This is a genomic window from Lactobacillus sp. MRS-253-APC-2B, assembly GCF_012843675.1.
GTDB classification, from domain to species: Bacteria; Bacillota; Bacilli; order Lactobacillales; family Lactobacillaceae; genus Limosilactobacillus; species Limosilactobacillus pulli.
In genome coordinates, this window is sequence record NZ_JABAFO010000016.1 from 1 (window position 1) to 25,090 (window position 25,090).

General features: G+C 43.6%; 21 protein-coding genes and 1 other annotated feature. Of the genes, 7 read left to right on the forward strand and 14 right to left on the reverse strand.

Going from position 1 to position 25,090, the window contains the following annotated elements; genetic code table 11:
- Positions 1-120 precede the first annotated feature (120 nt).
- On the reverse strand, positions 121-744 hold the full coding sequence (locus HF864_RS07645) for a LysM domain-containing protein (RefSeq protein WP_169462396.1): 624 nt from the start codon (positions 742-744) through the stop codon (positions 121-123).
- A gap of 458 nt (positions 745-1,202) precedes the next feature.
- Positions 1,203-1,449, forward strand: a binding site (T-box leader).
- A gap of 56 nt (positions 1,450-1,505) precedes the next feature.
- Here HF864_RS07645 and HF864_RS07650 point away from each other — a divergent pair.
- Together HF864_RS07650 and HF864_RS07655 are read left to right on the forward strand one after the other, a co-directional pair.
- Positions 1,506-2,738 (forward strand): NAD/NADP-dependent octopine/nopaline dehydrogenase family protein, encoded by a 1,233-nt coding sequence (locus HF864_RS07650; RefSeq protein WP_169462397.1) that lies wholly within the window; start codon positions 1,506-1,508, stop codon positions 2,736-2,738.
- Complete coding sequence (locus HF864_RS07655) at positions 2,731-3,492, forward strand: aspartate/glutamate racemase family protein (RefSeq protein ID WP_240936899.1); 762 nt, start codon at positions 2,731-2,733, stop codon at positions 3,490-3,492. The genes HF864_RS07650 and HF864_RS07655 overlap by 8 nt, the downstream gene beginning before the upstream one ends.
- A gap of 556 nt (positions 3,493-4,048) precedes the next feature.
- Here the strand turns inward: HF864_RS07655 and HF864_RS07660 are convergent.
- The 9 genes from HF864_RS07660 to HF864_RS07700 form a co-directional block, all read right to left on the reverse strand.
- Positions 4,049-4,546: an acyl-CoA thioesterase gene (locus HF864_RS07660; protein WP_169462399.1), complete on the reverse strand. Its 498-nt coding sequence runs from the start codon at positions 4,544-4,546 to the stop codon at positions 4,049-4,051.
- A 344-nt stretch (positions 4,547-4,890) separates the two neighbouring features.
- Positions 4,891-5,724, reverse strand: a complete 834-nt coding sequence (locus HF864_RS07665; protein WP_169462400.1) for a LysM domain-containing protein — start codon at positions 5,722-5,724, stop codon at positions 4,891-4,893.
- A 481-nt stretch (positions 5,725-6,205) separates the two neighbouring features.
- Positions 6,206-7,639: a Fe-S cluster assembly protein SufB gene (gene sufB / locus HF864_RS07670; protein ID WP_169462401.1), complete on the reverse strand. Its 1,434-nt coding sequence runs from the start codon at positions 7,637-7,639 to the stop codon at positions 6,206-6,208.
- Positions 7,632-8,825, reverse strand: a complete 1,194-nt coding sequence (locus tag HF864_RS07675) for a SufD family Fe-S cluster assembly protein (protein WP_205882329.1) — start codon at positions 8,823-8,825, stop codon at positions 7,632-7,634. Before HF864_RS07675 ends, sufB begins: the two co-directional genes overlap by 8 nt.
- Positions 8,822-9,592: a Fe-S cluster assembly ATPase SufC gene (gene sufC / locus HF864_RS07680; RefSeq protein ID WP_169462417.1), complete on the reverse strand. Its 771-nt coding sequence runs from the start codon at positions 9,590-9,592 to the stop codon at positions 8,822-8,824. The genes HF864_RS07675 and sufC overlap by 4 nt, the downstream gene beginning before the upstream one ends.
- 10 nt (positions 9,593-9,602) lie before the next feature.
- A complete protein-coding gene (nrdG, locus tag HF864_RS07685; RefSeq protein ID WP_169462402.1) occupies positions 9,603-10,190 on the reverse strand; it encodes an anaerobic ribonucleoside-triphosphate reductase activating protein in 588 nt (195 codons plus the stop codon).
- Positions 10,191-10,344: 154 nt separating this feature from the next.
- Positions 10,345-12,576 carry an anaerobic ribonucleoside-triphosphate reductase gene (gene nrdD / locus HF864_RS07690; protein WP_169462403.1) on the reverse strand — a complete coding sequence of 744 codons (2,232 nt, stop codon included), beginning with the start codon at positions 12,574-12,576 and terminating at the stop codon, positions 10,345-10,347.
- A 703-nt stretch (positions 12,577-13,279) separates the two neighbouring features.
- Positions 13,280-14,236 (reverse strand): dTDP-glucose 4,6-dehydratase, encoded by a 957-nt coding sequence (gene rfbB, locus HF864_RS07695; protein ID WP_346774613.1) that lies wholly within the window; start codon positions 14,234-14,236, stop codon positions 13,280-13,282.
- Between the two features lie 207 nt (positions 14,237-14,443).
- On the reverse strand, positions 14,444-15,694 hold the full coding sequence (locus tag HF864_RS07700) for an LCP family protein (protein WP_169462419.1): 1,251 nt from the start codon (positions 15,692-15,694) through the stop codon (positions 14,444-14,446).
- 283 nt (positions 15,695-15,977) lie between these two features.
- On the opposite strand from HF864_RS07700, the gene HF864_RS07705 reads away from it, so the two are divergent.
- From HF864_RS07705 to HF864_RS07725, 5 genes are all read left to right on the forward strand, one after another.
- Positions 15,978-16,910 (forward strand): glycosyltransferase family 2 protein, encoded by a 933-nt coding sequence (locus tag HF864_RS07705; protein WP_169462404.1) that lies wholly within the window; start codon positions 15,978-15,980, stop codon positions 16,908-16,910.
- Positions 16,910-18,013 (forward strand): AI-2E family transporter, encoded by a 1,104-nt coding sequence (locus HF864_RS07710; protein WP_169462405.1) that lies wholly within the window; start codon positions 16,910-16,912, stop codon positions 18,011-18,013. Before HF864_RS07705 ends, HF864_RS07710 begins: the two co-directional genes overlap by 1 nt.
- Before the next feature lie 116 nt (positions 18,014-18,129).
- Positions 18,130-19,710 carry a peptide chain release factor 3 gene (locus tag HF864_RS07715; RefSeq protein WP_169462406.1) on the forward strand — a complete coding sequence of 527 codons (1,581 nt, stop codon included), beginning with the start codon at positions 18,130-18,132 and terminating at the stop codon, positions 19,708-19,710.
- Positions 19,711-19,719: 9 nt separating this feature from the next.
- A complete protein-coding gene (locus tag HF864_RS07720; RefSeq protein ID WP_169462407.1) occupies positions 19,720-21,645 on the forward strand; it encodes a DUF6020 family protein in 1,926 nt (641 codons plus the stop codon).
- A 36-nt stretch (positions 21,646-21,681) separates the two neighbouring features.
- Entirely contained in the window at positions 21,682-22,623 is a 942-nt protein-coding gene (locus tag HF864_RS07725) for a glycosyltransferase family 2 protein (RefSeq protein WP_169462408.1), read from the forward strand.
- Positions 22,624-22,945: 322 nt separating this feature from the next.
- Here HF864_RS07725 and HF864_RS07730 read toward each other — a convergent pair whose 3' ends face one another.
- From HF864_RS07730 to HF864_RS07740, 4 genes are all read right to left on the reverse strand, one after another.
- Positions 22,946-24,376: an IS66 family transposase gene (locus HF864_RS07730; protein WP_205882331.1), complete on the reverse strand. Its 1,431-nt coding sequence runs from the start codon at positions 24,374-24,376 to the stop codon at positions 22,946-22,948.
- On the reverse strand, positions 24,360-24,482 hold the full coding sequence (locus tag HF864_RS09555) for a hypothetical protein (protein ID WP_277346633.1): 123 nt from the start codon (positions 24,480-24,482) through the stop codon (positions 24,360-24,362). Before HF864_RS09555 ends, HF864_RS07730 begins: the two co-directional genes overlap by 17 nt.
- Positions 24,483-24,555: 73 nt before the next feature.
- Positions 24,556-24,912, reverse strand: coding sequence for an IS66 family insertion sequence element accessory protein TnpB (gene tnpB / locus HF864_RS07735; RefSeq protein WP_128513458.1), 357 nt, complete (start codon positions 24,910-24,912; stop codon positions 24,556-24,558).
- Complete coding sequence (locus HF864_RS07740; protein WP_013437560.1) at positions 24,902-25,075, reverse strand: hypothetical protein; 174 nt, start codon at positions 25,073-25,075, stop codon at positions 24,902-24,904. The genes tnpB and HF864_RS07740 overlap by 11 nt, the downstream gene beginning before the upstream one ends.
- Between the last annotated feature and the right edge of the window lie 15 nt (positions 25,076-25,090).

Sequence of the window (25,090 nt, forward strand, 5' to 3'; positions counted from 1 at the left end):
ACTGGCGCACACCAATCGAGATCTTCCTGCTTAATTTACGTCATTAAATTCGTTCAAGTTATTTCTTGCAATCTGCCGAAATCAAATGATCAGGGATGATTAGGCAAATGCCGCTGGATTTTAGTACCAGCCGTGGCTTTGCCAGAATTGTTGAGCAGCCGTCCAAGAACCGTAGCGGCTGGCAACGTAATTATCAGCCACGCGTTCCTGGTTGGCGGCAGAGTAGTCGCCATTCAAGTAAGATGAGCTCAGTTGGTACTTACCGTAGTATTGACCATTTTGAGCCGTGTAGCTGCCACCGGATTCACGAGCAGCAATCCAGGCCTTGGCTGCGGCATCGCTACCATCAACAGCGGAAGTGTACGTTGATTGCGTGCTTGCTGGTGCCTGGCTGGCAGCTGATTGCGCAACAGCAGTCGTTTGAGCAGCTGGCTGAGTTTGAACTTGAGCGACCGTAGTCTGTTGACCATTTTGATCACTGACTACAACTTCACCATCGTCTTTGATCGTCAGCTGTTGACCAACAAAGATCAGATTCTTGTCGGCGATGTTGTTGTTTTGGGCAAGTTGGTCAACAAAGTCCAGGTTGTGACCCAACTTATATGAAATGCTGGAAAGCGTGTCGCCGGCTTGTACCGTGTAGGTGGTGTCGGCGTTGGCCGTAGTTGCTGCTCCTACCGTTCCCAATGCAACGGCACCAGCAACGGCTGCGGTAATCTTCATAGCTTTCTTGTTAAACTTCATAATTAGTCAAATCCATCCTTTTTCGTTTGTTTTTGTCTTGCTTGTTTATCAACGGTGACTACTATACAGGTTCAACGTTACACGTGGGTTAATCAAAAATATCAAAATAAGCCTTTTTCGTAATGTTTCGTAATGTAAGCCGGTTTCAAAGATTCTAAACAATGTGTGGTAAAAACGTCCTGATTGGCGACTGGCCTTGTTTTCACAAATGTTTCATTAAAAAAGTTAGGGATGCCGTAATTTGTAATAAAAAAGTTGTATTTTTGAAGATTTCAGCCCCAAAATTATGGTTTTTTCTTGAATTTTTGCTTGAACGACCTCTTTGAACGTGCTTGCTCACTGCCAAATATCACCACAGCAAATCCCACATTTTTGCTGGCAGCTTGAGTTATGCTTCTGTTTTTTCAAAATTTCCGTTGACATAATTAATTTAACATTATAGAATCGTGAAAAATTAATTAATGACGTCGAAGAGATGAGTAATTAAGGGGATGCCTTTAGAGAGACGGTGGTTGGTGAAAACCGTTGGCAAATGCTTAATGAAGATGGTTTCTGAGTCTTAGAAGCTGTGAGCTTATGGTAAGCAGTTTCCGGTCAACGGTCGATATTCCGTTCTGGTCTCTCCTATTTGGAGGCACCAGCTGAGGATAAAGGAGTAATTCTTTATCGAATTTAGGGTGGTAACGCGTACAATACGCCCCTAGCAGTGACTGAGTGCATTGCTAGGGGCTTTTTTGTTTATTAAGAAAAGAGGAATTCAAATGGTAGCACAAAACTTATCCAAATATACGATTGCTGTTTTAGGAGCTGGAGCGGTTGGCCGTTCTGTCGCCGCCGACTGTAAGCTGGCTGGCAACCACGTCCGATTGTTTGATCTGCCAGAATTTGCCAAAACGTCGTTAAAGGATATCGACAAAACCGGCATTGAGATTCAAGGATTTGAATATAACCGCTATAACTTTAAACGCAGCGGCATTGCCAAGTTCGATCTCGTTTCTGATGATTTAAAAGAAGTCGTTGCCGGCGCACAGATTATTTTGGTCGCCGTTCCTTCAGTTGGCCACAACGCTTTCTTTGAACAGCTGGTGCCACTCTTGGAAGATGGCCAAATCATCCATATCATCCCTGACAACTTTGGCAGTCTACGTTTACGCAAACAGTTGCGAGAAAAGCGTCCCGAACTCAACGTGATCATTGGCGGCTGGTCAAGTGCGCCGTATGGTACGCGGATTGTTAAAGAAGCCGGCATTGACACTAAACGGGTATTCTTCCGCTACCGAGCAATCTCTTTGCGGGGAGCGGCTCTGCCTTCGACTGATCAAGAAAAATTCCTGGAAAGTACGCAGCACATCGGCTGTTTTGATTCGATTACATTTGGAGATGGTCCAGTTGGCGGCAAGACGGTGCTCGATATTGGCTTTAGCAACGTTAATCCGACCCTGCACTGCCCTGGCACGATCCTGGGCGCTGCCGTAATGGAAAACTATGGACGCGTTTTTGGTGGTAATGATAAGAGCGACTTTTCCATTTACTCTCATGTTTATACGGAATCCGTCTCTGAAGTTCAATATGCCTTTTACCAAGAAGAAATTCAACTGGCCGAAACAATTGGCGTCGACATTGCCCGTTATCCAAAAAAGACCTTCTTCTCACGCTCAAATATTTTAGGACCTGAATATATGGGTGATGGGGCCGAGGCACCGTTTGACGATCAGTTTCCAATGGCCTTTGGTACCGGTCCATTCAGTATTCATGATCGCTACGTTACTGAAGATATTCCTGTCGGTTGCCACGTTTACCATGAATTGGGCAAGAAATTCGGTGTTGCAACACCAGTAATCGACAGCATCATCACATTAGGATCAGCAATGGTTGGCACCGATTTTTACCAAACTGGCGTCACCCTGGATGAGTTAGGCATCGCTCATCTTAATAAAGAAGAATTATTGGACTACTTGGTAAATGGCAACTTTAAGGAGCAGAACCATGGCTGATCCATACGGCTACATTAGCTTTTACAATCAGAATCAATCCGTCTCGCCCAACGTCAGTCCCATTGCTGGCAACGCAATCGGTATTATTGCAGTTAATCTCAATTATCCCAAGCTTCCCGGTAATGTCGCCAATGCCACGACTTTCAACTTTCCCGTTGACTATGAAGTAATCGATCTTGAAATCGAACAGCTCTTTGAAAACGATCCAGCAGCCGTCAAAGTAATCGTTAATGCGGCTAAAAATCTAGAAGCAAGAGGTGTTAAGGCAATCGTCGGCGCGTGCGGCTACTTTGCCAACTTTCAGCGTCAGGTTCAAGCCAGCGTGCACGTTCCGGTTATTCTTTCCAGTCTTGCGCAATTGCCATTAATCTCACTCAGCCTACGAGCCAATCAAAAAATCGCCGTACTGGTCGCTGATATTAATGGTGCTGATCAAAAGCTGTTGAATAACGTCAACGCTGATGACCGTAATGTGATTTTTGTTGACATTGGCAGCTTACCCGAATTTCACGCTATTCGCTATGGACAAACCGTTCTTGATAATGGCGCGCTGACTAAAGCCTTAATGCAAAAAGCGCAAGCGGTAGTTGCCAATCATCCCGAAGTCGGGGCCATCTTATTGGAATGCAGTGATTTGCCACCATATGCCGCGGCCATTCAAGCAGCTGCCAAGCGACCGGTATTTGATTTCATTACGCTTATTAATTGGCTGCATCAATCAGTTTGCCAAAAGCCATATTCTGGATTCTTCTAAGTATAAAAGAAAAGAAACATCTTGTTTGGACAACAGGATGTCTCTTTTTCATTCAACAAGATTTTAATTATTTCTAGCTGGAAATTCCATGACTTTAATCGATGGTGGTTGACGAATCAGCAGATCAGAACGAACATCCCCCACTGCCAGTTGCTGTGAATTCAGTCGGCGACCATCTTTTCACCGCTAAGCAACTAATTTTGTGAAAAAATCGGGCTTGATCTAGGTGCGGGTTCTAAAACTATCTACTATTCGCTGTTTTTAGCTAATAATAGATAACTGCATATTCAATCGCACCAAACTTTTGATTTTTACCTACTTATACATTGATTTTTGCGAAAAGTAGGTAATCAGTTTTTCTTTGGGTATTTTATGCAAATTCTTCTGCATAAAAGTTTCATCTGGGGTATTTATCATCACTAATAAGCTGACAATCCATTATCACAATCGATCGCATGACAATATCATAATCTCAGATCTGATTTTTTTGTGAGATACCGATAAACCCCGCCAGCATCTTAATAATTTCCAAACCGTAGTAAATCAATCTGCCCGCCTATTTGCCACTCAAATGAGCCAACAAATCGCGCTCCTGTTGACGAACCGTGGCCCGCTGCGCACGACGATCCTGATAGCCTGCCAACAGATATTTGGTTTCATCGTTATCAGCAATCAATTCATCGTAGGCCAACCCCGACTCTGCTCCTGGCACTACATAGGTCAAAAAGCAGGTAAAGCCAACAAAACGTTCGCCAGTCATCAAGTGCTCGCCCAAAACCTTTACGAATACCTCAACTGACCGATGCCCCAGTCCAGTAACCACTGCCCTGACAATCATGGCATCCTGCAAGTGAAATGGCTTGACAAACTGAACATGATCCATGGCTGCCGTGACTAAAGTGGCTCTGGCAACCCGCATTGCCGCGACTGAAGCCTCCGCATCCACTGCTTCCAGCAGGCGACCACCAAACAGCGTCCCATGCTCATTCAAGTCGCCATTCAAAATCCGGTGCGTTGTTTCAATTCGTGTTTGTTGACAGTTGATTGCAGTCATCACAAATCCCTCTTCTCAATTATTATCTGCGTTTTATTCTAGCACTACTAGAACTCACCCGCACAGCTGCTTTAGCTTTCTTATAACATGACGAACCATTCACGTGTTCCGTCTATCTAACTAATACTGGCCTGTCTAAACTAGCCTGCCGATCTAAAACAGCACCCCGCTCCATCTCAAATTGGTTTCGCGTCTTTTAGCAGCTCAAATCAGTCGCTTACGCCAGCTGCGCCAATTTATCAAACCGTCCCAGCTTACGCGCTGATTCAAAAAAATGGCAATGCAAAAAAAAGCAATGTTCAAAAATTGCCATTGCTTTTCATTTTATTAAATTAAGCTGATTTTTAGTACCAGCCATGAGTCTGCCAGAATTGTTGTGCGTTCGTCCAAGAACCATAACGATTCTTAACGTAATTATCAGCAACTTGTTCTTGGTTGGCGGCTGAATAGTCACCATTCAAGTATGAAGAACTCAGTTGGTACTTACCATAGTATTGACCGTTTTGAGCCGTGTAGCTGCCGCCAGATTCACGAGCAGCGATCCAAGCCTTAGCAGTTGCTTCGTCTCCAGAAACCGTTGAAGTGTAGCTGGAAGAACTCGTCGTGGTCGTTGTGCTGGTAGTCGTCGTATTAGTGTTGTTGTAAGACGTTGCCTGTGCTTGAGCAGCTTGTTGCTGAGCGGCTTGTGCCTGAGCTGCGGCAGCTTGAGAGGCAGCGGCTTGGGATGCAGCCGCCTGAGAAGCAGCAGCGGCACTAGCAGCCTGAGCAGCAACGGCATCACTGGCAGCTTGGTCAGCACTGGAGTCAACTGCCGTAGAGTCAGCAGCACTTGCAGATTGAGCAGTCGTGTCTTCTGCCGTGGCCGTGTTTTCAGCCGTAGCACTTGGCAGCGTAGCAGCTTGTTCAGAAGTTGCTGAAGATACTTCGCCATCATCAGCGATAACCAGTTTTTGACCAACATAGATCAAGTTCTTGTTAGCGATGTTGTTCTTGGATGCCAATTGATCTACAAAGTCCAGGTTATGACCCAACTTAGCGGAAATTCCAGACAGCGTGTCGCCGGACTGAACCGTGTAAACCGTGTCGGCATTGGCAGTGATTGCCGTGCCTACCGTACCCAAAGCTACGGCACCAGCAACGGCAGCAGAGATTTTAACAGCTTTCTTTGAAATTTTCATAAAATAGATTCATCCTTTTTTATCTGTAGTTCAGGTTTTTTGCTCTTTATCTTTATCAACGATGAATACTATAACCCCTCAGCTTTACCATGCAATTACCGGAATATCTCAAAAATCGCGAATTCTGTAAAAGTGTGTAATGTAATTCGCTTTCATTTGCCGGTTTAGGTTAACCTAAACTCGTTATAAATCGCATTATTATGGTCTTATTTGACTATGTTTTCATCACAGCCAAAAATTTCCGATTTTGTAACATTTTAGAGTAAAAAATTTTTTATTTTTCATAAAAAAAGGCCATAAATCCTAAAATTTAGGAATTTACGACCTTGTTTGTGACAATTTTGTAATCTTTTATCAGTATTTTCGGTGCCAATTCACCGTAATTTTTCCATCAAACAGCTTATAATTCAAAACTGCCTTACGAGCTACACGTTTTGTTGCCACCGACACATCTTTTTAGCTTTTCATTTATATGCGAAGCCTAACCGACCGAGCCTTCCATTTGAAAGTCAATCAAGCGATTCAACTCTACCGCGTATTCCATCGGCAACTGCTTGGTGAATGGTTCAATAAAGCCCATGACGATCATTTTAGTTGCTTCTTCTTCGCTCAGTCCACGCGACATTAAATAGTAGAGTTCTTCTTCAGAAACTTTGGATACCTTGGCCTCATGCTCCATCGCCACATCGCCGATTGCTACCTTATTATATGGAATCGTATCCGAACTCGAATCGTCATCCATGATAATCGTGTCACATTCAACATGCGAGCTTGAGCCATGCGCGTTTTCATCCATCTTGACCTCACCGCGATAGTCACAGATCCCGCCGGCCCGGCATAGTGATTTGGAAATGATCGTGGAGTGCGTGTGAGGAGCTTGATGAATCATCCGCGCACCAGTATCCTGATCAATTGGACCATTGGCAAACGCAATCGACAGCATGGTTCCCTTAGCTTCACGCCCCCGCAGATAAATGCTGGGATATTTCATCGTTACCTTGGAACCCAGATTACCGTCAACCCATTCCATCGTGGCCCCCGCTTCAGCTTCAGCACGCTTGGTCTCCAGGCTGTAGACGTTGCTGGACCAGTTTTGAATCGTCGTATAGCGGCAAAAGGCGTTAGGATGGACAAACACCTCCACAACGGCCGCATGCAGACTGTCTTCTGAATAGACTGGTGCCGTGCAGCCCTCAACATAATTAACGCTCGCGCCGTCCTCAACTACAATCAGTGTCCGCTCAAACTGGCCTGTGTTTTCGGCATTGATTCTAAAAAAGCTCTGCAATGGCGCGTCGGCATGCACGCCTTTTGGTACATAGATAAACGTACCGCCCGACCAGACTGCCGTGTTTAAAGCCGCGAAAATATTGTCAGCTGGATGAACCAGCGTTGCGAAATACTTTTTGACAATCTCAGGATGCTTTTGGACGGCCGTATCCGTATCCATAAAAATGATTCCTTGGCGTGAAAGATCCCGCTTTAGATTGGCATAAACGACTTCTGATTCATACTGTGCCGTGGCCCCCGCCAGATATTTCCGCTCAGCTTCGGGAACGCCCATCTTTTCAAAAGTCGTTTTCATTGCTTGCGGTACGTCATCCCAGCTACGGGCCACATGATCGGTTGGCCGTTGAAAATAGCGCAGCTGATCCAGATTCAGCTGACTCAGATCCGGACCAAAAGCCGGCAGCTTCATTTGCCGATATTGATGATAGGCATCCAGGCGAATCTGAAGCATCCAGTCCGGCTCATGCTTGCGACGCGAGATTTCCCGAACCGTTTCTTCCGTCAGTCCGACCCCAGTTGAGAAGAGCGGCTTGATATCATCGTGAAAACCAAATTGATAGTGCTGACTGGCGAACTCTTGAATTGCCGCCTTGTCTGCTGCCTGTTGACCCGCTTCGTCACTCATACTTTTCCTCCAATCTATGCGCCAATTCGTCAACCAGATTTTCCCGCAGCTTTTGATCGGGGAACTGATTTAAAACCGGCAGTAAAAAGCCCCGCGTCAGCAATGCCTGCGCGTCATGCTCACTGAGGCCGCGTGATTCCAAGTAATAGAGATCATCCGCGTCAACCTTTCCGATACTGGCCGCGTGTCCGGCATTAACGTCATTTTCTTCAATCAGCAGCACGGGATCTGCCTCGCCCTTGCACTCATCAGACAGCGTCAGAATGCGACTCTGCTGCTGCGAGTTGGCGCCATATGCTCCACGCTCGGTTTTACCAACCGCGTGGAAGTTCAAAACGGCTTTGTCCTTGGCCACGCCATTTTGGACGATATTGCCGATCGTATGCGGACCATGATTAAGAATCTGCGTCTGGACGTCTTGAATCTGCTGGCCACTGGCGATCGTGACCATTTTGATCTCAGCTTCGCCACCTTGACCATCCAGATTGGCATAAAAATCGGTCGTCAAATCATGCTCGTCAAATAAAGCCAGATACATATTCAAAACTGAGTGCTGTGCTTGATATGCCCTGACCGCCTGGTGATTACGCACGGCCGCAAAACGATTGGACTGATAGTAGTCGACCCGCGCGCCATCGCCTAAAAGCAGTTCCGTGCCAAAATAGGCCGGCTGCCTGCCCGTGGCGATTTGGTGCTCGACAATGGTTGCCTGCGCGCCAGCACCGACGATCACCAGATTATGATAGTTCGGCAATGGACAGTCAACGGCCAGTTCAATTGGTTCTTTGACAATCGTGCCATCCGGAATATAGATAAAGCGCCCGCCATTCAACAAGGCCAGGTGCATGGCATTGAGCTGACTGTCCTGCCAGGCGATTGCCTTTTCCATCAGATTTTCCTGCAGCAGCTCCGGATACTCGTTGGCGGCCTTAAACAACGGCAGATTAACGCAACCAACCGTATTCTGGGCGACGGTTTGGGCTTGATCGGCATTTACCTGTCCACCGGCTGCTTGGTTGAGCTGGGCAAGTCTGGGATTTCCCCGCCAGGCAGTCATAATCTTTTCTGCGGCTGGCGTACTTTTGAACCGCTTCTGAAGCAAAACCGCCAATTGTCGTTTTTTCATCAGCCAGTCTGGTTCATTCACGCAGCTGGCCATCACTTGACTTAAAAGTTGTTGATTCATTCGCTCACGCCATTTCTTCTTATTTGCTCATACTTAGCATAACCATCTGCTTCCAACTCGTCAGCCAATTCTGGTCCCGCCGTCTTGACGATCTGCCCATCCACCATAACGTGAATCTTGTCTGGCGTAACGTATTCCAGCAGCCGCTCATAGTGAGTAATCAGTAAGGCACTAAACTCAGGCCCGCGCAGATGATTGATCCCCTTGGCCACGATTCGCAGCGCGTCAATGTCCAGCCCGGAGTCGATCTCATCTAAAATTGCTAGTTTTGGCTGCAGCATCAGCATCTGGAGCACTTCATTACGTTTTTTCTCCCCGCCGGAAAAGCCCACGTTTAAGTAACGGTCGGTGATATCATCAGGCATTTCCAGTAAAGCCATGTTTTCTTGGAGGCGCTGGATAAATTGCATCACCGGCAGCGGATCGTTTTCGGGACGCTGGGCATTAATTGCCGTGCGGATAAAGTCGGCATTGTTGACCCCTTGAATCTCAGCCGGATACTGCATCCCCAAAAACATTCCCAATCTGGCACGTTCATTGACTGGTCTGCTCAAGACGTCTTGGCCATCAAACTCCACCGTGCCTTGTGTGACCTCATAGGCCGGATAGCCCATGATCGTTTCCGACAGCGTTGACTTGCCCGTGCCATTAGGACCCATAATGGCATGAATCTCGCCAGTTGGCACCGTTAGATCAACGCCTTTTAAGATTTCTTCGCCGGTTTCTTTGATAATGGCATGCAGATTGTTAATTTTTAGTGTCATGATAGCCTCTTTTCTAGTGAACCAGCTTGTCCCAAATAATAACCTGATTGGCTTTCAATGATTTTTGCACGTCAATGATACGCTGGTTGGCACTGCCTCGAAACTGCAGCGTCAAGTCTTTTTGGCCTTCCAAGAAACGCCCGTCAACCAGGATATCGATCAAACTGAGCATCTCCAGCTTGTCATAGGATTCCTGCTGCAGTTCTTCCCAAGTGTAGCCAGACCATGACCAGATATCTTTGGTGTGTCCAAACTCCTTGCGCACGCGCTTGATAATCTTTAAACAAACCTGAGTATTCAAAAACGGTTCCCCGCCCAGCAGCGTCAGACCTTGGACATAGTCATGATCCAGGTCTTCGATAATCTGATCTTCCAGTTCCTGGGAATATGGCTGACCATAGTGAAAGTTTTGCGCGGCTTTGTTATAGCAGCCGGGACAGTTGAACAGACAGCCGCTGACGTAAAGACTGCAACGGACTCCTTCACCATCGACAAAGTTAAACGGCTTGTAGTCAGCAATATATTGCAGCGAGTGATCCGCGGCCAGCCATTCTTTAGGTTTGGGATTCTTAGGGAGTCTGATTGGACGTTCTTTTGGCATAATTATCTTCCTTTCTAAAGCAATAAGGGCCCAACGTTCGGTCTAGCCGAATGCGGACCCTTAGCGGTATTCACAAGTTATTTAATTTTGATTGAAGTGCCGATACTTAATGTGATGCCATTTTAAGTCGGCAATATTTTGCAGACGTGGTCACTTAGATCTGATCGCCGGTAATGTTGGCATGTGCCTTGTCATCCAACTGCCGGCTCCGTTGAAATTCAGCGGCCGTCTTGATCATGCCGGGATCCATGTGCTTGGCCCGGTGAATGATTTCTTCGTGACGACCGTGAACCATTGGCCGTGCCTGCGGATTGCCAAGGTAGCCGCAAGTCCGCTTAACCACGTCACAGGTTGCGGGATCAGTGTTGCCGCATTGTGGACACTTGAAACCGCGCGCCGTGGCCTTGAACTCACCTTTAAAGCCGCACTTGAAACATTGGTCGATCGAAGTGTTGGTGCCTAGGTAGCCCACATGATCGTATGCCCAGTCCCAAACGGCTTCCAGCGCTTTAGGATTCTGACGCAGGTTGGGATATTCGCAGTAGTGAATGAAGCCGCCCGCTGCGTACTGAGGAAAATCTTCTTCAAACGTCAACTTTTCAAATGGCGTGGGGTGCTTGCGAACGTCATAGTGGAAACTGTTGGTGTAGTATTCCTTATCAGTAACGTCTTCAACCAGACCAAACTTCTTTTCGTCATCCCGGCAGAACGTGTCTGTCAAAGACTCGGCTGGCGTGGAGTAGACGCTGAAGTGGTAGCCTTCCTCTTTTTCCCACTCGGCACACAGGTCATGCATTTCCTTGACGATTGAAACCGCAAAGTCATGCGCTTCTTTGTTGTGTTCCCACTTTGGACCGTAGAACGTTGAGCAGACTTCATACAAGCCGATGTAGCCCAATGAAACGGTCGCCCGGCTGTTTTTAAAGACCTCATCAACGCTGTCGTCTTTTTTCAGCCGCTTGCCAAATGCGCCATACATGTAGAGCAGTGGTGCGTTTTCTGGCTTAGCTTCCTTGGTCCGTTTAATCCGGTAGTCCAGGGCAATCTTAGCAATATTCATCTTTTCAGCAAAGATCTGCCAGAACAATTGCTTGTCGCCATGAGCTTCCAATGCAATCCGTGGTAGGTTGACGGTAACGACACCCAGGTTCATCCGACCAGAGTTGACCTCTTTGCCGTTTTCATCTTCCCATCCTTGCAAAAATGAACGGCAGCCCATTGGTGTCTTAAATGAGCCGGTGATCTCCTTGATCTTGTCGTACATCAAAAGGTCAGGATACATCCGCTTGGTTGAACATTCCAGGGCCAATTGTTTGATGTCGTAATTAGGATCGCCTGGCTTGAGGTTCAAACCGCGCTTGAGCGTAAAGATCAGCTTAGGAAAGATCGCTGTCCGGTGTTCCTTACCCAGACCCTTGATGCGAATCTGCAAGATGGCCTTTTGAATCTCACGGCAGATCCATGACGTTCCCAGACCAAAGTTAATCGTAGTAAATGGCGTTTGCCCTTGACTGGAATACAGCGTGTTGATTTCGTATTCCAGTGCCTGCATGGCGTCATAGATGTCTTTTTTGGTCTTGGCCTTGGCGTAGGCTTCGCGCTTGTCTGGTGCCACCCATTCCTCAGCGTCTTTCATGTGCTTATCGTAGTTCAGCTGGGCGTATGGTTCCAACAGCTGGTCAATGCGGTTGGCCGAGCAACCACCATATTGCAGTGAAGCTACGTTAGCAATAATCTGCGACATCTGAGCCGTGGCCGTTTGAATAGAGCGTGGTGAAGAAACCCACGCGTTCCCAATCTTAAAGCCATTTTTGAACATTTCGTCAAAGTCAATCAGACAACAGTTGGTTTCTGGCATAACTGGAGAGTAGTCCAAATCGTGCCAGTGAATGTCGCCGCGCAGATGTGCCTTGGCAACGATGCCTGGCAGCATTTTGAGTCCCAGTGCCCGACTCACCACACCAGCTTCCAGGTCGCGCTGCGTGTTGAAGACTCGTGAGTCCTTGTTGGCATTTTCGTGCACGATATGTGAATCGCGGCCAAACAATTGATGCAGCTTGTTCATCGGATTGGTAGCTTCAGCAAAGGCTTCCTCATCTTGCTTACGGTATTCAAGGTAGCGCGTAGCCAGATCATCATGACCCGCCTGACGCAGCCCATCAACAAAGGCGTTGGCAATCTCAACCGTCGTGGCACTTTCCTGATCGCTAAAGGCTTCTTCTAAGGCCTTGCAGACGGATTGTTGAGTTGCCCAATCCGCGTCAAGGGCCTTAAATACTAAGTTAAGCTTATATGCATAAAAAGGCGTTTTTGTCCCGTCGCGTTTTACAACTTTCAAATCGGCCAAGTTCTTGAGGCCGGTATTTTTCTCCGTCTGCAGCTTCATGATGATCCTCTCCTTTTTTGAACAGTATCTATAGTAGCCAGTTTCAAATCAAAACACAATATCTAGTTAGGGTTGACTTTTTGCGCACCATATGTTGTAGCGCCTTGACCAGTCATTTCAAATCAAGGTTATAAAATAGATTTCATAATCGTACGTTAAGGCGATCAAAAGCAGAGCAAAACTCAATTTCTTATTTTTGGTCAGCCGCATATTGCATTGCATTCAATGTATAATTGCCGGCTGATTTATCGTTTGATATGCCCCTAAAATCGTCAAAAATAAATTTGGAAATATGATCAAAATTATCATCGTTTCCAAAACAGCCAAAGACTATCTTAGTTGCCAAACGTTGATATATCAAGACTTGACATGAATTTTAGTCCGGGTAAAACGCAACAGTGCCTGCTGGATCGGCATCAAAAAAATTTTTTAGTAAGCGATCCAGACGCTATTTTTAAATTTTTTCTACTATTATAAAAACAGCCCAACTATGACGAATGATCGAACTGTAGATTTTGAAGTTAATATCAAATACTGAAAATATTGTTTAGAAATCAAAGTATTAAATGGATTTAGCATTATGTCACCATCAATTGATATTTTTATATCCTTTTAGATGCTTTTAGAACTTTTCACGGGTAAATAAAAAGCCCTCCAAACAACCAGCTAATTCATCGGCTGCTTAAAGGACAATATCTTTTGTTCAGCGTTGATGCTTGCGATACCAGGCAATCGTTTCTTTCAAACCATTTTTAAAATCGGTCTGTCGTTTCCAATGCAACTGGTTTTCAATCCGGGTGGTATCAAGCGAATAGCGCAGATCATGCCCCGGACGCTCTGTGACGTGATGAATCAGTTGATCAGAAAAGCCTAATTCTGGCTGGACCAGTGCCGTGACCTCATTATTGCTCTTTTCTTGATGAGCACCGATGTTGAAGATCTGCCCCAGCTGACCATGACGCAAAACCAAATCAATGGCCGCGCAGTTGTCTTTGACGTACAACCAATCGCGAATATCGGTACCTTGGCCATACAGCATTAATGGCCGGTTACGCAATGCATTTTGAATCAGCATCGGCAATAGTTTTTCATGATGCTGACGGGGACCAAAGTTATTGGTGCTGCGCGTAATACAGATTGGCATTCCAAACGTGTGCACCATTGCTAATGCCAGAAGGTCGGCACTAGCCTTGCTGGCAGCATATGGCGAACTGGGATGCAACGGATCGTCTTCTTTGGCCGATTGACCAGGCGGCATCGTACCATAGACTTCATCAGTCGATATTTGAATGAACTTTTGAATGTTGGCTTGATAAGCCGCGTCCAGCAGCACCTGCGTTCCTAATACATTGGTTTTGGTAAATAGCTCCGGATCCTTTAGTGAACGGTCGACGTGCGATTCAGCCGCAAAGTTGACAATGTGATCAATTTCAAATTCCTTGAGCAGCCAGTCAACCAACTCCCAATTGTTGATGCTGCCATGAACGAAATGATAGCGAGCATTACCAGCTGCCAGAGCATTATTGACCGTATTACCAGCATAGGTCAGAGCATCCAGATTAACGATCTCAACGTTTTGATCGTTTGCCAATTCATAATCAATAAAATGACTGCCGATAAAGCCAGCCTCACCAGTTACCAAGAGTCGCAAAGCCATCATCCCCAATTTTTCATGCTAAGTTGATTATCCCATCTCGGCCCTTTTATATTTCAGTTTAGAGCATTTTGATTAGAAGTAAAGGTTTCATAACAATGGTTCTATCATCAAGATAAAACGATTATTTCCGATATTCCGATTATTTCCCGGGACATATATTTAAAAAGCCTCGCCATGGCAAAACCGCGGCAAGGCTTTCTCATATCTATATTAGTATCCAGCCGTACCATAACCAGTCGAATAGTCAGTTGAGTAAGAACCATAAGTCGTATCTGAACTGGTCGTTGTTCCATACGTGGAACTATCACTCAATGACGAGCTGGACTTTTTAGATGACGAGCTGATCGTATTGCTGGTACCACTGCCTGGCGTGTTGTAAGCAGCACCATTTGGCAAGACAAAGTTGATATTAGTGTAACCATCATAAGTCGTCTGCAGGTTGTACATCTTGGTTTCATTATTAACGACTTTTTTAGCCTTCAGACCTAGTTGATTGCGAATCAGCTTCGAAACACGGTTGATTTCCTTAGGCGAGGCAATTTGGAAGGAGACGCCCTCAATTGTCGCATTCAAGCCTTGGAAATGTTCAGTCTTAATATTCTTAAGCGCGACATGATAGTTAGTGTACAGGGTTGCCACGTTGTCAATTGGAATATTGGTCTTAACTCCATCCTTAACGGCATCTAAAATCTTGTTGGCTGCCGAAATGGAACCGGATTTCTTGAACTTCTTCATAACGCTTTTCATAACCTGCTGCTGTCTATTTTGCCGGCCATAATCACCTTTAGGATCATCATAACGCATCCGCGAATACTGCAAGGCGTCGTGACCGTTCAAATGCAGCTTGCCTTTAGCAAAATGCTGACCTTCATAGTCGAAGGCAAATGGGTTATTGACGTCAACCCCGCCAACCGCGTTAACGACCTTCTTCAAAACCCCCATATTAACGAGCGCGTAGTAATCAATTGGTACACCTAGCAGTTCTTTAACCTGTTTGACAGTCTGCTTAGCCCCGCCAATCTGATAAGCAGCGTTCAATTTGACATAATCCGCGCCTTCATCAGTATCAACCTTGATCAGGATATCACGCGGAATGCTGGTCATAGTGATCGTTTCTTTTTGTGGATTTATGGTTATCAGCTCAAGCGTATCAGTATTACCACCTTTGTTACCACGATTCAGCGCGCCAACATCGGTTCCCATTGCCAAAACCGATACCGGCTTACCTTCCTTCAGCTTCTTGCTGATCTTGCCTGAACCGTCAGAAAAGACGCCTTGAGCCGTACTATGAATCTTATGATACTCATAGGCACCACCGATGCAGAGTAATAGGATGATCAAACCAATGAAACGATAGACCCAGCGCAGTTTATTCCGCGGTTTTTTAGGGCTGTTTTGTGATTGATTATTTTGATTATGATCGTGTCGATATTCGGCACGCGTTTGATAGTCGTCATTCATTGTCTTGCTATACTCCAATAAACCAATTTTTATCATAACTAACCCTCTAACTTTAGCAGATGTAAAGCGCTATCGTCAAATTTTGTTAAAAGATTTAAAGGATGTGTAAAGAACTTTGGAAACTAAGCAATCATCACAAACCTTTCAAAATTAGACTTTATTTTGGGTTTGTAATAAGATTAGTAAGATAATTTATGGATTCTGTAAAGTTATAAATACATAATCGATAAAGATTATATTGCTAATCAAGCTCACATTTTTATAAAGTCGAGGTTGATATTAAATGTTAAAACTATCAATTGTAGTTCCTTGCTACAACGAAGAGGAATCAATCCCTTTATTCTACCCCGCCGTAGAAAAAGTCGTTCGCCAAATGAACGATCTGCAAATTGAATATTGGTTTGTCAATGACGGTTCATCAGATAACTCACTGATTGAAATGCGCAAGCTTCATGAACAGGATCCTGAGCGTGTTCACTACGTTTCTTTTTCCCGCAACTTTGGTAAAGAAGCCGGATTATACGCTGGACTACAAGCATCCACTGGTGATTATGTCGTAGTGATGGATGTTGATTTACAAGATCCGCCCGAGTTTTTGCCACAAATGTATAAGTTGATTAAAACTGGTGAATATGATTGTATCGGTACGCGTCGCGTTGATCGAACAGGTGAGGCTAAATTTAAATCTTTTTTGAGTACCCAGTTTTACCACGTCATTAATCGACTATCCCAAACTAATATTGTTCCTGGTGCACGTGACTACCGCATGATGACTAGGCAAATGGTGGATGCTGTCCTTTCATTAAAGGAATATAACCGTTTTTCCAAAGGTATCTTCAGTTGGGTCGGATTCAAGACCAAATATCTGGACTACCATAATGTTGAAAGAGTGGCCGGTAAAACTGACTGGTCAACTTGGAAACTGTTCAAATATGCTTTTGACGGTATTGCTGATTTTTCACAAGTACCGCTTTCGATTGCCGTGTGGTTGGGAACAACTTCATTCGTGCTTTCAATTATTGGCCTAATGTTTGTTATCATTCGACGGATTATTGAACCAAGCAGTAGTGTTTTTGGTTGGGCTTCAATGATTTGTATTATATTGCTTTTAGGTGGCCTGCAATTGCTTTGTATTGGTATCTTAGGAAAATACATCGGCCGTATCTACCTACAAGTAAAGCAACGACCAATCTATATTATTAAGGAAAAGAAATAATGATAAAACGAAAAAGCCTGCTGTTTTGGTCAGCAGAACTGTTAATTGTCGCGACTTTAATTTGGGTTTGTACGAAACTGGACTTTCTGTTTCATCCCATTATCGTCTTCATATCAGTAATTTTTGCACCGCTGATTGTTTCAATCTTTCTATACTACATGACCAGCCCGACATTTCGCCTGTTAATGAAGATTCGCTTAGGCAAATGGCGGATGAAGCGCGGCATTGCCAGCATGATAATCGTTTTGGGGCTGTTATTGCTGATTATCGGTAGTATCGCGGTCTTGATTCCACCAATGATTAAGGAACTTAATCAAATGATTCACTGGCTGCCAAGTGCTACCAACGACATGCAGCATTGGCTCACCCAAGCTTCCCAAAAGCATGAATGGATTCGCAAGATCGACCTGGCAGATTATTATCAGCAATTCAACAAGCAGATTATGAAATACGCTGAAAAACTGTTGACAAGTCTAACCAGCAGCGTTGGCTCAATTATTGGCACGATTACCAGTGCGGTAGTCGTGGTCGTAACCGTGCCAGTCATGCTTTTCTATATGCTGAAAGATGGCGACCGCTTTGTACCAAATATTCAGCGATTCTTTTCCGAAAAACATGCCAAAGAGGTTACGGAACTGCTGCATCAGATGAACAAGACGCTTTCTTCCTACATCTCTGGGCAGATGATTGAATGTATATGTGTTGGAATTGGTACCTGCATTGGCTATCTGATCATTGGCGAACCAATGGCCATCGTTTTGGGTCTGGTAGCTGGGATCACCAATATCATTCCTTATATCGGCCCCTACATTGGCATCGCGCCTGCTTTGATCGTTGCCTTGGCGGTTGACCCGCAGAAAATCATCTGGGTAATCGTGGTGGTAATTGTCGTTCAACAGATTGACGGTAATATCATCTACCCAAATATTATTGGCAAAAGCCTGCAAATTCATCCATTGACGATCATCATTCTGTTGTTAGCTGCTGGTAACATCGCTGGATTGCTGGGGATGATCTTATGCGTGCCCCTATACGCGGTAGTTAAAACGATGGTTGATTACTGTATGACGATTTATCGCTTAGAAAAAAATGACGCAAAATAAGGATTAGAAAGCTTGTTTGCAGCAAGCTCCTAATCCTTTTTAAATGCCGTGGCTGATAGACTTTACGCCATATTTGTAATACTATAGATAGGATAATTCTCGAAAGGAACATAAAAATGACTGATTCAAAAAAATTGGCAGAAGCCGTTAATAAGCGACGGACGTTCGCGATTATCTCGCACCCCGATGCTGGTAAAACGACGATTACTGAACAGCTGCTTTTATTTGGGGGCGTCGTCCGCGAAGCTGGAACGGTTAAGGGACGCGGCAGCAGCAATTTTGCCAAGTCTGACTGGATGGAAATCGAAAAAAAGCGTGGGATCTCCGTTACCAGTTCCGTGATGCAGTTTGACTACCAAGGCAAGCGTATCAATATTTTGGATACGCCAGGGCACGAAGACTTCTCTGAAGATACTTATCGGACTTTGATGGCCGTTGACTCTGCCGTCATGGTAATTGATGGTGCCAAGGGTATCGAGCCACAAACCAAGAAACTGTTCCAAATTTGTAAGATGCGGGGAATTCCAATCTTCACGTTCATCAATAAATTTGACCGCGATGCCCGTGAACCACTGGATTTGTTAAATGAAATCGAAGACGTGCTGGGAATCGAGACCTACCCAATGGACTGGCCAATCGGGATGGGACGGCAATTTATGGGAGTTTATGATCGTTACAATCACCGGGTTGCCCTTTCCCACCCTCAAGATCCTACCAACCCTTACCTGTCATTGGACGAAGACGGGCAAGTCATTGGTGAAAATCCATTGGCTGGCGAAGGTGAATGGAAAGATGCCTTGGATGGTATGGAACTGATTGAAATGGCCGGCAGCGAGCTTGATGAAGAAAAGATTGCTAAGGGTGACCAAACACCAGTCTTCTTTGGCTCTGCATTGACCAACTTTGGGGTTAAGACTTTCCTGGAAACCTACTTGAAATTTGCCCCAGCCCCTTCGGCACATAAGACGGAAGACGGCAAGTCAATCGATCCACTGGCACCAGAATTTTCTGGCTTTATCTTTAAGATTCAAGCTAACATGAATCCTAAGCACCGTGACCGGATTGCTTTCGTACGAATTTGTTCTGGTGAATTTACACGGGGCATGGACGTTACGTTGGAACGGACTAAAAAACCAATTCGTTTGTCTAACGTAACTGAATTCATGGCAAATACACGTGAAAACGTTGAAAACGCTGTGGCTGGTGATATCATCGGGCTTTACGATACTGGCAACTTCCAGATTGGCGATTCAATCTACACTGGCAAACAAAACATCAAGTTTGAGAAACTACCTCAGTTTACGCCAGAACTGTTTGTCCGCGTTACTCCAAAAAATGTTATGAAGCAAAAATCATTCCATAAAGGGATTAACCAATTGGTACAAGAAGGGGCCGTCCAGCTCTACACAGGCTATAACTCTAATGACTATATTCTGGGTGCTGTTGGTCAATTGCAGTTTGAAGTGTTCAAGTTCCGGATGCAAAACGAATATAATTCCGAAGTTATTATGGAACCGCTTGGCAGCAAGACGGCACGCTGGGTTGATCCAGAACAGCTTGATCCTAAGATGGCTTCTTCACGGAACATGCTGGTTAAGGATCGTTATGGTGCTCCACTATTCTTGTTTGAAAACCAATTTGCGGAAAACTGGTTCAAACAGAAGTATCCCGATGTTAAATTAACGGCAAAATTGTAGGAAACAATTATGTTAAAGTCAAAAATAAAGCCAGAATTTTTCTATATATCATGGCTATTTATAGGTATGGGAATGCTAATAGCCTACCCTACTTCATTAAATAGCGATAATAGATTGTTAAGTACAAATTCCTATACAGTTATCATGGTAGCTCTGTGGATAGCTGTCATTCTTTATTTATCCAAGAAATGGTCAATTAGGATAACTAAAGTTGATGTTATTGGTGGGATAATTTTATCTTTCCTCTATAACTTTACTTTTATGCTTAGTGCCGGATTAGATGACAGCAACAAGGGCTTAACATTAGTGGGGACATATTACCTCACACATAGTTTTCTCGACTGTGCATTCTCAGTATTTGCCATGATAAGTTGGGCAGTTACGCTTACGTATACGATTTCTGTAATTCGAACCTATTGTATTGATCGACTTCAGTTAGATGAATCATACAGCAGTCCACAATTTTTTAAAATCTTTGGCTGTTTGGTACTTATATGGTCTTTGACAATTATTACTTATTATCCTGGGCAGATTAGTTGGGATGCATTAAGACAGTTTTGTGAGTTCGAAGGCCGACACTTATCGTATTTAAATTTCACGTATACTCCTACCAATCATCAACCATGGTTTGTAACTTTAATCTTTGGTTCTCTCTTTGAAGTTGGTCAAAAATTAGTCAACACAAATTTTGGTGTGTTTACGGTAGTTTTATTCCAAACGATTGTAACAGGTATCATTTATTCGATAGCGACTTCATTCGTTTGGAAAAAGGTTGGTAAAATAGGTGGAATATTGACCTTTATCCTATTTGCATCACCTGTTTTTAGTACTTATGCAATAACAATCGATAAAAGTACGATTTACTATGCACTATGTGTTGCGTATTATCTTAGCTTTTTAAAATTACTAGACAATGTAAAACAAGGTGTCAATTCATCTTATGAGTACGTATTATACCTAATTATATCGTTTTTCTTTTCAGAATTTAGGAATGACTCAAAATATATCGTCATTATAACAACAACTGTATTGATTGGATATGTAATTGTTCACCATCAAAAAGTGCGTTATTTGATTGCTACGACGGTTGCACTACTTGTGTTGCTGTTTGGCTGGAACAGTTATTTGAATTACAAAAAGATAATTCCGGGAGCGATGAGCGAGCCATTGACCCTGCCAGCTCGTCAGATAAGTTATATATATCTTAACGATAAGAATAGTCTTTCTAAAAAAGAAATTAAAACAATTGATAAGGTAACTCCGGTAAAAGAACTTAGATCAAATTATGATGTAAATTCTGGAGATAACTTAAAAAACCTTTTTCCTATGAATACTTTTCTGAACAATGAAACAATAATTCATGATGTCGTGAATCATAAAATCACCCTGAGAACTACACAAACCCAGAAAAAAGAAGTCAAAAACTATCTAAAGCTATGGGTTACTCTAGGACTTAAGCACCCAGCAAAATATGTGGAAGTATACTTAGCTGCCAATAGTAAATACTTCAATCCATTTTTTGGTATTTTAGGAAAAGATTATTCTTTATTTTTAAATTATTTTCCTAACTATGGAGATTTTATATCACCAACTTGGTATTCAAAGTATAATCCTATTTTTTCCACTAAACTTCATAATCATGTGCAATCCCTCTTAGATGCCTTTCTTGCAATTCCACTTATTTCTATTGTTATAAGTGTTGGTTTCCCATTCTGGTGGATGTTAATTTTAATTATTATAATTTTATCAGTTACAGGTAAAAAGAAATCAAAGCTTTTAATTTCTATAATCCCACTTATACTTATGATTCTTCTGTATACTGTTACACCAATAAATGGCTACTCTAGATACGTTATTGGTACCATTGCGGTTCTACCGGTAATTACCGCATATATTTTGAAGAATGTTCAACAGAAACTTAAAAAGAACGCATAAATATTATTTTATAACTTGAGGAGAAACCTTTAAACAATGGATAATTTAGCTATTTTAATTCCTTGCTACAACGAAAGTCAGACAATTACTAAAGTTGTTAAGGACTGTCAAAACGCCATTAAAGATATCCCAAATTCAGCGGTATATGTATATGACAACAACTCTTCTGACAATACGGCAACATTAGCACGTGAGGCAGGAGCTATTGTCCGTCATGAATATAAGCAAGGCAAAGGGAATGCTATTCGCCGTATGTTTCGTGAAATCGATGCCAAATGCTATATCATGATAGATGGAGATGATACGTACCCTGCCGAAGAAATTCCTAAAATGGCACGATATGTATTGGACGAGAACTATGATATGGTTATCGGCGATCGACTCAGTTCCAGTTATTTTGAAGAAAATAAGCGTCCTTTCCATGGTATTGGCAATAAAATAGTTCGTGGCAGCATTAATTTCTTCTTCAAAAATGATATTAAAGATATTATGACTGGCTACCGAGCCTTTAGCTATGAATTTGTTAAGACTTACCCCGTTCTGTCAAAAGGATTTGAAATTGAGACAGAAATGAGTATTTTTGCAATTGTTAATAATATGGCAATGAAAAACCATATTATTGATTATCGAGATCGGCCAGAAGGTAGTACCTCTAAATTAAATACGTATTCCGATGGTTTTAAAGTATTAAAACTTATTTTTACTCTCTATCGAAACTACAAGCCTTTACACTTTTTTGGAGCTCTTGCATGCCTATTGATAATCTTGTCATTAGCCTTCTTTATTCCTGACGTTTGGCTTCCTTATCGAGCAACGGGGATTGTTTCACATTTCCCTACTTTGATTGTTTGCGGCTTCTGTGCTATTGCCGGAATTCTATCTTTTTATAGTGGTTTAATTCTTGATGCAATTCAACGCAAAGAACATCGAGAATTTGAATTTAGATTACAACAAGTTCATCATAAAAAGGTAAAATAAGAGTAAGCACGTAAGCAAACGTAAAAGCAAACCATATTGACACGTCTTGAAAAATAGCACAAAAAATGAGGTATCTCGCTACTTGGCAGGGGCTATAATCCCCTTAAGAAGGGTGACACTTGAAATAATAAAAGTGTTATTTCCTTAAGGGGGTTTTTGCATTTCAAATTATTCGACAATGAATAGACTAGAGTTGCTTTGTAAGCACACCATATTGAACCGTGTTGCCTGCCAAGCAGTAGGCAATTTCAAAAATTAAAGAATAAAAAAGCAGCGGTCGACCGGCGCATTTCTGCGTGGTCGACCGCTGTTCATTTATCAATTAGGCTTTGCAGCTTTCTTGAATTTCACGAGCCCATGGCAAATAAGCCTCTATTTCTGGCGTTTCGCGTTTTGTAAAGGCGCTAAGCAGGGTCTCTAAATATTTAAAGACATCCAAATGATTTAGTTTTGCGGTTTGCACGATGCTATACCAGATCGCATTGGCTTTGGCCCCAGCCGTGGACTTCGCAAACAGACTGTTCTTTCTGACCAGCGTGGTGGGACGAATCAGTTGCTCATTGTAATTATTATGCAATGGCAGCTCTCCATGCCTGAACATCTGGTAAACCAGCTTCTTCAATTTGAGGGCATTTTTGATCACATTGCGCAGCGGTTTGAGTGGCGATTTCGTCAAGGCTTCTTCAATCAGCTGATAGAAATCATCAATCACCGCTTTTAAATGCTGATGCCTTTGGGCTGCCTTCTCACTTGCTGATGAATATTTCAACCGTTTTTCGATGTGAAATACTTTGGCAAGGATCCGCACAGCGTCACTCGCAATACTTTGCCCTTGAAAGCGGGTAATCTTTGGATCAAGCAGTCGCTTAAATTGGCGATTGATATGAACCAGACAGGTCCCCCAATACGCTTCTGGTAAGCGATTATCAGAATATCCACTAAACCCATCACACATAATGCCGCCAGAAAAGTCATCACCTAAGATTTCTGTAATAACCTTTCCTGATCGTGAAGGGGCATAGTGGAAATACGATACTTGATGTGGACTGAATTCTTCCGTAGAACAGGCTGACCAGAAGTAGCCATGTGATTGATCAAGATCCAGAACTTGAAATGGCGTCTCATCAAGCTGCACCACAGGTGCTGCCTTGATTTCTTGACGCAGACGTTCATAAATCTTTTGCCCAAACCTTTCGCCAGCTTCAATTACCCCACGAGCCATATGTTTACTGGTGATTGGAAGCCCGAGGCGCTCCCAATACTGCGTCTGGCGGGTAAACGGTACTGCCAGGCCAAACTTTTCAAAAAGTACTTCGGCGATTACCGAGCTTGAAAGGTAACTGTGTGGAAACAAAGGCTGTGGCGTCTTTGCCTGAACAAGTACATCATTGCCGGTTTCCGAATCTTGACAGTGTTCGCATCTAGCCGTTTCAGTACATACGATTTTGCAGCACAGGTGGGCAGGAACCAGTTTAACTTCACGATACTGTTCATGTTTGCCGATAACCGTCATCATTTGACCGCATTGATCACAAGTCAGTTCTTGCTTACTCAGCTGATAAAGTTCTTCAACTTGTTCTAAGCAATCAAGCCATTCTTTACGTGATTCCTTTGATTTGCATTTTCTCTGATGACCGGTAACGATAGTGGTCAACTTTTCGACTGTTGAATCATTCGTTGGCGCGGTTTCCTGTTCTTTATCATCAAACAGATCCAGCTGGCCAGCACTTAATTTTTCAGTTTTTTTTTCCAAAAAGTTGCTTTTGCAGATAGTTTACCATCTCGGTCAGTTCCGCGATCTTAGCCTTTAGTTCTTTGTTCTCACGCAAAGCTTCTTCTAAAGTGATCTTCTCAGCCATTACCAATCACCTCCTCTATTATCTGATGACCATTAGGTTATCAGATAATGGAAGCAAATAAAAGAGGAACTTGTTAATACCCTGGTCCCTTAATAGCTGGCCTGATTCGTTTCTGAGGCAGTGGCGAGATACCTTCTAACAATGCCTTAATCTGACTCTTGGTTAATGCCACTGCGTCTTCTCGATGTCGCGGCCATCGTAATCCACCATTTTCAAAGCGTTTATAAAGTAAGACGAATCCTTCACCGTCCCAGTATAAGCCTTTGAAGCGGTCATTACGATTGCCACAAAATAGAAATAGCGAATCATTATCTAATTCCAAGTCATAATTCTCTGCGATCACCATGGCCAAACCGTCAATGCCCTTCCGCAGATCGGTCTTGCCACAAACTATGTAGACGTGCTGAGGAGCACTCCAGTTAACCAGCATAAGCGGCTACTGCTTTAATGATCTCACTAACCAAAGCGGGATCTGCTTCTTGGTAGACATTAATTTTTACTTGGTGCAGTGAAACGATAGCTGCCAAGCGTGAGCGCTTAGCAACCGGCTTCTTTGTTCGCGGTATATCAACTTCGACAAAATCTTGCTTCATAAAAAAGTCCTCCTC

Excerpts from the sequence above, each read along its gene's own strand:
- HF864_RS07645 (WP_169462396.1), bottom strand. The coding sequence starts at position 744 with ATGAAGTTTAACAAGAAAGCTATGAAGATTACCGCAGCCGTTGCTGGT.
- nrdG (WP_169462402.1), bottom strand. The coding sequence starts at position 10,190 with ATGCCAAAAGAACGTCCAATCAGACTCCCTAAGAATCCCAAACCTAAA.
- tnpB (WP_128513458.1), bottom strand. The coding sequence starts at position 24,912 with ATGCTGGTTAACTGGAGTGCTCCTCAGCACGTCTACATAGTTTGTGGC.
- HF864_RS07675 (WP_205882329.1), bottom strand. The coding sequence starts at position 8,825 with ATGAATCAACAACTTTTAAGTCAAGTGATGGCCAGCTGCGTGAATGAA.
- HF864_RS07655 (WP_240936899.1), top strand. The coding sequence starts at position 2,731 with ATGGCTGATCCATACGGCTACATTAGCTTTTACAATCAGAATCAATCC.
- HF864_RS07705 (WP_169462404.1), top strand. The coding sequence starts at position 15,978 with ATGTTAAAACTATCAATTGTAGTTCCTTGCTACAACGAAGAGGAATCA.
- HF864_RS07660 (WP_169462399.1), bottom strand. The coding sequence starts at position 4,546 with ATGACTGCAATCAACTGTCAACAAACACGAATTGAAACAACGCACCGG.
- HF864_RS07740 (WP_013437560.1), bottom strand. The coding sequence starts at position 25,075 with ATGAAGCAAGATTTTGTCGAAGTTGATATACCGCGAACAAAGAAGCCG.
- HF864_RS07715 (WP_169462406.1), top strand. The coding sequence starts at position 18,130 with ATGACTGATTCAAAAAAATTGGCAGAAGCCGTTAATAAGCGACGGACG.
- HF864_RS07665 (WP_169462400.1), bottom strand. The coding sequence starts at position 5,724 with ATGAAAATTTCAAAGAAAGCTGTTAAAATCTCTGCTGCCGTTGCTGGT.
- sufB (WP_169462401.1), bottom strand. The coding sequence starts at position 7,639 with ATGAGTGACGAAGCGGGTCAACAGGCAGCAGACAAGGCGGCAATTCAA.
- HF864_RS07710 (WP_169462405.1), top strand. The coding sequence starts at position 16,910 with ATGATAAAACGAAAAAGCCTGCTGTTTTGGTCAGCAGAACTGTTAATT.
- nrdD (WP_169462403.1), bottom strand. The coding sequence starts at position 12,576 with ATGAAGCTGCAGACGGAGAAAAATACCGGCCTCAAGAACTTGGCCGAT.
- rfbB (WP_346774613.1), bottom strand. The coding sequence starts at position 14,236 with ATGATGGCTTTGCGACTCTTGGTAACTGGTGAGGCTGGCTTTATCGGC.
- HF864_RS07720 (WP_169462407.1), top strand. The coding sequence starts at position 19,720 with ATGTTAAAGTCAAAAATAAAGCCAGAATTTTTCTATATATCATGGCTA.
- HF864_RS07650 (WP_169462397.1), top strand. The coding sequence starts at position 1,506 with ATGGTAGCACAAAACTTATCCAAATATACGATTGCTGTTTTAGGAGCT.
- HF864_RS07700 (WP_169462419.1), bottom strand. The coding sequence starts at position 15,694 with ATGAATGACGACTATCAAACGCGTGCCGAATATCGACACGATCATAAT.
- HF864_RS07725 (WP_169462408.1), top strand. The coding sequence starts at position 21,682 with ATGGATAATTTAGCTATTTTAATTCCTTGCTACAACGAAAGTCAGACA.
- HF864_RS09555 (WP_277346633.1), bottom strand. The coding sequence starts at position 24,482 with ATGGCTGAGAAGATCACTTTAGAAGAAGCTTTGCGTGAGAACAAAGAA.